We start from the raw sequence: 6,420 nt of genomic DNA on the forward strand, positions 1-6,420 counted from the left end.
CAAATCTAGATAAATATGTTCGCAGCAGTGCTATTGATGCTTTAGCTCAAAACTTTAGCCAGCAAGAAAAAACATTTGCCTTCCTCCAACAAGCTGCTGGGGATACAACCCTAGATACATATGTTCGCCGCAGTGCGATTGGTGCTTTAGGCAAAAAGTTTAGCCAGCGAAAAGAAACATTTACCTTCCTCCAACAAGCTGCTGGGGATACAACCCTAGATAAATATGTTCGCTATACCGCCATACTCGCCTTAGTAGAACACTTTCGACACCTCCCCCAAACCCTAGCAATCTTAAAAGATCGTGCCGTAAATGACGAATCACCCACATCAGATGTTAAATACTCCGATCGCTTTCACGTCCGCGAATTATGCCTAGTCGCCCTAGCTAACCTCTATCCCAGCCATCCCCATACCTTCCCCCTGCTAGAAGAGAGGAAAGAAAACGAACCCGTAGACTGGTTGCGACAAAAAGCACAGGCATTGTGCGATCGCCACAACAAAACTCAGTATTCCTAATCCAAACTTGAGTTAAGTAAGTAGGCGCAAATAAACCTATGTAGGGCTTGCTGTTCGCGGAGCGTGCCGTTAGGCATAAAAGTCTTTTGGTGGGGGTAGGGAGTAGGGAGTAGTTCCAGCCTCTTTATTTCTATTCTTTTTGCCATCAAGAATAACAGATGCAAGGATTTTAAACCTAAAATCCTAATTTCCTTGCACGCCCTTCCCCAATAAAATAGCCTCAAAGCATTGATAAATCAATATTTTTCAGTTATTCAGCAGACCCTATGTAATAACATACCTTGAATCTCTTACGCCGACCTACTGACCGAAAAAGAAAAGGATACAAGCCCCCAAATTTATTTGTGGAAAAATTAGAAATAATTGTGCCGCGATGCATAAGCACAAGGCTCAATGATTCCTTTCTTGATGCAGTCGCTCATGGGGGAAACCTCAAGACCACGCTGCATCGCTATTTCAAGCCCCTACATTCATGTATGGAGTTTCTCCCCTGCTCCCTGCTCCCTGCTCCCTGCTCCCCTGCCTCTTCCTGACTTCAAGCCAAATCTTCCGATTCAGTTGTCAATGTCCCAACAATTTGACCGGGAAGAGAAGCCGGTAAGGATTGAGAATTATCTGAGTATGCCTGGGTGATATTAGGGCGCAAATTCCGCATTAAGCTAGCCATTTCCAAGGCATTCATGGCATATTCCCAGCCCAAGTTACTTTTGATACCTGCTCTTTCTAAAGCCTGTTGCATAGTATCGGTGGTCAAAATACCAAATATGACTGGTACGCCAGTTTGAAAAGACGCAGCAGCGATGCCTTTCGCGACTTCAGATGAGACTACATCAAAATGAGGAGTTTGTCCCCGGATAACGGCACCCAGGCAAATCACAGCATCATAACGTTGGGAGAGTGCTAATTGGCGAGCTACCACAGGAACTTCAAAGCTGCCAGGAACCCATATGTAGTCTACTTGGGAACCTTGGGGATTAGCATCTACACCGTGGCGTTTTAAACAATCTTGACACCCTTCTAGTAGCTTATTGGTAACTAGATCGTTGAATCGACCAATGACCATTGCAAATCGCAATGGTTCTGTTTGAGTAAAGGTACCTTCAAAAACTGCCATGACCACCTCTAAATCTACTATACTTTTGGCAAACACACATTTTTTGTCAGAAATGACAGGAGCAGTAGAGCCCTGAAGCATGGTTCAAGAATCAAAGCGATCGCTTTTTCTTCTTTATACTCGATAATCCATGTTTTCTTCAGTTACTCTTCTACCCCTGTATTCTCCATGCTATTTGCCTGGGACTGGTCATAGCAGTGGCTTAAACTACGAAAAAGTTTAAGACCCCCACAGCAATAACTAAAATAGCCCAGGCAATAGAACCAATCCACAGGAACTTTTTAGATTCAATCCAATTTTGGGGAGAGGCATAGGCAACAGGTACGCCAATTACCATCACAAAAGACAAAAAGACTAATCCTAATAAAGCAACTTGAAATATGATATTCATTTTCCCTTCTCCCAAGACGACTAAGTATTAAAAATAGGATATCTGGCACCTGAGGGCTGACAGATTTCGCCTATTTGTAAATTATCAGAAAAATCATCGTTTTAGTCTTTTTAGTCTTTGTGTTGCCCCTATTGATCGCCGATAATAATTATTATGGACTTAATTTTATGTCACACCACAGCAGATTTTGATGCCTTAGGAGCGGCGGTAGGACTCACACGGCTATTACCTGGGAGTAAAATTGTCTTGACTGGGGGCGCTCATCCACCTGTAAGGGATTTTTTGGCACTGCATCGGGATGAATATCCTTTAATTGAAAGACGTTCGGTAAACCCCAAAAAAATCCGTTCTTTGATTGTAGTGGATACCCAGTACCGCGATCGCTTGGGAAAGGCCGCCTCATGGTTCGATTTACCCCAATTGCAAGGAATAATTCTCTACGATCATCACTTGGGACAACAAGGAGATATTCCCGCCACCCAATTACATATTTCTGAAGTGGGATCCACCACTACCCTCATTGCTGAGAAATTACAACAGCAGCAAATTCAATTGACTCCAGCAGAAGCTACAGCGATGGCTTTGGGTATCCATGTAGATACTGGTTCCCTCATGTATGATTGTTCCACACCAAGGGATGCCCTCGCTTTAGCCTGGTTAATGGCACAAGGAGCTAGTTTGTCTGTTGTGGCTGAATATGTAGAACCAGGATTATCACCACAATTACAGCAGCTATTAGCTATAGCCCTTGACAAAATGCAATATTTATGCGTTAGGGGATATACAATTGCTTGGGTAGTTCTGAATACAGATGGATTTGTGCCGGGATTGTCTAGTTTGGCATCTGAGTTAGTGGAGTTAACAGAAATTGATGCCTTGCTGTTGGCAAATGAATATCTCAGTCGGGAAGGAGAAACCTATCGATTGACGGTAATTGGGCGCTCACAAATTCCCGATGTGAATCTCAATCAGCTATTTCAGCCTCTTGGTGGTGGTGGACATTCCCAAGCAGCATCTTTAAATTGTCGCGGAGTTGATACCCAAGATATATTAAATCAACTGCTGTCAGGGCTAAAGGCTCAAATTCCCCATCCCCCTAGGGCACGAGATTTAATGTCATCTCCCGTGCGTACCATTCGCCCGGAAACTACCATTGCCCAAGCACAACGAATTTTATTGCGTTACGGACATTCTGGTTTATCGGTGGTGGATGCTGGGGGTAAGTTGGTGGGAATTATTTCCCGGCGAGATTTAGATATTGCCCTACACCACGGTTTTAGCCATGCCCCTGTTAAGGGTTATATGACCTTAAACCTGAAAACTATTACACCTGAGACTACATTGCCACAAATTGAGTCCTTGATGGTGACCTATGATATTGGCAGATTACCAGTGCTAGAAGATGAAAATTTAATCGGTATTGTCACTCGGACTGATGTGTTGCGAGAGCTACATCAATTAGGAAAGGGTAGAGGGCAAAAGCCAGAAGGTACTAAGTTAGAGGTAGGGAACTTACCCAACTTGGCAGAATTACGGGAACGCCTAGCTCCTTCTTTGTGGGAATTACTCACCAAAGCATCTTTACAGGCAAAACAACGGGGTTGGCACCTCTATTTAGTGGGGGGAGCCGTGCGGGATTTATTGTTAGCCGAGAAAGTATCTGGTACTTTGTTAATTCAAGACATTGACTTGGTGGTGGATGGTTTTCATAAATCCGCCGATGTGGGGGCTGGGGTAGAATTAGCTAAAGCACTGCAAGAGATTTATCCTGGGGCGCGGTTAGAAATTCATGGAGCTTTTCAAACTGCGGCTTTATTGTGGCATAAGGACTCCGAATTAGATTCATTGTGGGTAGATATTGCGACTGCACGAACAGAGTTTTATCCTTACCCCGCAGCTAATCCGGAAGTGGAAGCGAGTTCCATTCGTCAAGATTTGTATCGACGGGACTTCACTATTAATGCCTTAGCTTTGCAACTTACCCCTCCCCATGCTGGTAAATTATTGGATTTCTTTGGCGGTTTAATAGATTTGGATGGGAAACAAATTCGGGTGTTACACGCCAACAGCTTTATTGAAGATCCCACCAGAATTTTTCGTGGGGTGCGTTTTGCAGTGCGTTTCGGTTTTGAAATTGAGTCCCAAACCCAAGAATATATCCGCTACGCGATTAACAGTGGAATTTACGATCGCACCACGAAAGAAAACCATCGCGCCCCGGCTTTACAAACTCGACTCAAAGCAGAATTAAAGCATATTTTAGAGGCTCCCTATTGGCGATTAGCTCTGCAATTATTAGATAGTTTAGGAGCATTGAAGTGCATTCATTTTACTCTCAAGCTTGATAGAAAACTTCTGGGGCGCTTAAAGCTATTAGAGTATTGCGTACAGCGATTTGACCATCAGTATGGCTTAATATTGTGGCAAATGCGTCTAGAGGTTTTAATTGCCCATATAGAACCCCAATATCGGGAGAAAGTTGCCAAAAATCTGCAATTACATGAAGATGGCATTAAACGATTACAGAATTTAGCTACAGCACAAGCTGAGATACAAGCATCCCTACCGACATACGAGTATCCCAGTCAAATAGTTAAATTATTGCGTCAGTATGAATTACCAATGTTAATTCTCATTGCTATACATTGCCCGAGAATTTTGAGAAGGCAAATTTGGTATTATGTGACTGAATTAACTCACGTCCAACCAATTCTCAATGGAAATGACCTGAAAAAATTAGGTTACAAACCAGGGCCAAAGTATCGAGAAATGTTAGATGATTTACTAACTGCTACCTTAGATGGGGAAATTTGCGATCGCACCCAGGCGGAGTCGTTTTTAATAGAGCATTATCCTCGATTGGGAGGGAAAGAGTGATGGAGGGATAGAATGATGGAGGGATAGAGTGATGGAGGGATAGAGTGATGGAGGGAAAGAAGTGTGGGGAGATGAAACAAATAACTATCAACTAACAACTAACAACTAACAACTATCAACTAACAACTATCAACTAACAACTGTCTCAAATCTAAATGTCCCAAATTGATATTCTCATTCTTTCCAATGGTCCAGGGGAAGTAACTACCTGGGTACGTCCAGTTGTTAAGGCGTTACGTCTGGGTTTGGGAAAGGATAGATCGCAGGTAAGAATTTCCGTGATTTTATCCCCTTGTCCCCATGCTAGTGGCAAGGAAGTAGATATTGCCGCATCTTATCCAGAAGTGGACAGAGTGCAAGGTGCAGAATATTTTTTCTCTTTTTTACTCAGGGGAACCACTGAGGATAATTGGGATTGGAGAAGTAAAGGGGTAGTTATATTTCTCGGTGGCGACCAATTTTTCTCCATTATTATTGGTAAACGACTGGGTTATAAGACAATTGTCTATGCAGAGTGGGAAGCAAGATGGCATAACTTAATCGATAGATTTGCAGTCATGAAGCCAGAAGTTGCAGCCAAAGTATCCCCAAAATATGCACATAAATTTACTGTGGTGGGGGATTTAATTGCATCAGCTAGGGAAGAAGAGAGAGATGACAACTCTGCTGCCAATCGTCCAGAATTAGTTGGTTTATTGCCAGGATCTAAAAGTGCAAAATTATCTCAGGGAGTGCCTTTAGTACTAGCGATCGCAGAATATATCCACGCACTAAGACCCCAGACTAAGTTTATCATTCCCGTGGCTCCCACATTGGACTTACCAACCTTAGTTGATTTTGCCAATCCTGCAAAAAACCCTTATGTGCATACCTTTAAAAGTTCGTCAGCAGAGTTATTAAATTCCCATACTCCAGTATTAAAAACAGCCACAGGATTAACCATAGAGCTAATTACCGCCAATCCTGCTTACCAGATTTTATCCCAATGCAGTATTTGTCTAACCACCGTGGGAGCCAATACCGCAGAGCTCGGTTCTCTTGGTATACCGATGATTGTCTTATTTCCCACCCAACAATTAGATGCGATGCGGGCTTGGGATGGTTTACCAGGGTTATTAGCCAATTTACCTTTAGTTGGTTCTGGTTTTGCTAAGGCTATTAATAGGTTATTTATCCAACGCAAGGGTTTATTAGCATGGCCGAATATTTGGGCACAGGAGGAAATAGTACCAGAATTGGTTGGTAAATTGCATCCCTCAGAATTGGGGGAAATGGTTTTAGACTACTTGCAAAATCCAGATAAATTAGCAGATATGCGAAATAAGTTAAAAAGCGTTAGGGGTGAATCTGGTGCGGCTCAAAAGATAAGTGATTTAGTTTTTCTCCCATAAATAGGGTACAAAATTGATTGCATTTTTTCCGAAATATACCGTACAGATGGTGTATTCAGTTTCAGAACACGCTTAATAACTTATCAATCCTTAAGGAATGCACGAATGATTACTCTCCGCATCAAAGAC

Annotated in this window: 5 protein-coding genes; 3 read left to right on the plus strand and 2 right to left on the minus strand. The window is 42.7% G+C overall.

Annotated features, from left to right (window positions below; translation table 11 throughout):
* On the plus strand, positions 1-518 hold a 518-nt coding region (locus CALSC_RS06135; RefSeq protein WP_143288171.1), incomplete at its 5' end, for a HEAT repeat domain-containing protein.
* Positions 519-1,053: 535 nt separating this feature from the next.
* Here CALSC_RS06135 and ribH read toward each other — a convergent pair.
* Positions 1,054-1,632, minus strand: a complete 579-nt coding sequence (ribH, locus tag CALSC_RS06140; protein WP_088240514.1) for a 6,7-dimethyl-8-ribityllumazine synthase — start codon at positions 1,630-1,632, stop codon at positions 1,054-1,056.
* A gap of 202 nt (positions 1,633-1,834) precedes the next feature.
* On the minus strand, positions 1,835-2,023 hold the full coding sequence (psbZ, locus tag CALSC_RS06145; RefSeq protein WP_088240511.1) for a photosystem II reaction center protein PsbZ: 189 nt from the start codon (positions 2,021-2,023) through the stop codon (positions 1,835-1,837).
* Positions 2,024-2,176: 153 nt separating this feature from the next.
* Between psbZ and CALSC_RS06150 the strand changes: the two genes are divergently transcribed.
* Both CALSC_RS06150 and CALSC_RS06155 read left to right on the plus strand, forming a co-directional pair.
* A complete protein-coding gene (locus CALSC_RS06150) occupies positions 2,177-4,900 on the plus strand; it encodes a CBS domain-containing protein (RefSeq protein WP_088240512.1) in 2,724 nt (907 codons plus the stop codon).
* A gap of 155 nt (positions 4,901-5,055) precedes the next feature.
* Complete coding sequence (locus CALSC_RS06155) at positions 5,056-6,291, plus strand: glycosyltransferase family protein (protein WP_088240513.1); 1,236 nt, start codon at positions 5,056-5,058, stop codon at positions 6,289-6,291.
* The last annotated feature ends 129 nt before the right edge of the window (positions 6,292-6,420 follow it).

Origin of the sequence: Calothrix rhizosoleniae SC01 (assembly GCF_900185595.1) — a bacterium.
Taxonomy (GTDB): domain Bacteria; phylum Cyanobacteriota; class Cyanobacteriia; order Cyanobacteriales; family Nostocaceae; genus Calothrix_A; species Calothrix_A rhizosoleniae.

Excerpts from the sequence above, each read along its gene's own strand:
- ribH (WP_088240514.1), bottom strand. The coding sequence starts at position 1,632 with ATGGCAGTTTTTGAAGGTACCTTTACTCAAACAGAACCATTGCGATTT.
- psbZ (WP_088240511.1), bottom strand. The coding sequence starts at position 2,023 with ATGAATATCATATTTCAAGTTGCTTTATTAGGATTAGTCTTTTTGTCT.
- CALSC_RS06150 (WP_088240512.1), top strand. The coding sequence starts at position 2,177 with ATGGACTTAATTTTATGTCACACCACAGCAGATTTTGATGCCTTAGGA.
- CALSC_RS06155 (WP_088240513.1), top strand. The coding sequence starts at position 5,056 with ATGTCCCAAATTGATATTCTCATTCTTTCCAATGGTCCAGGGGAAGTA.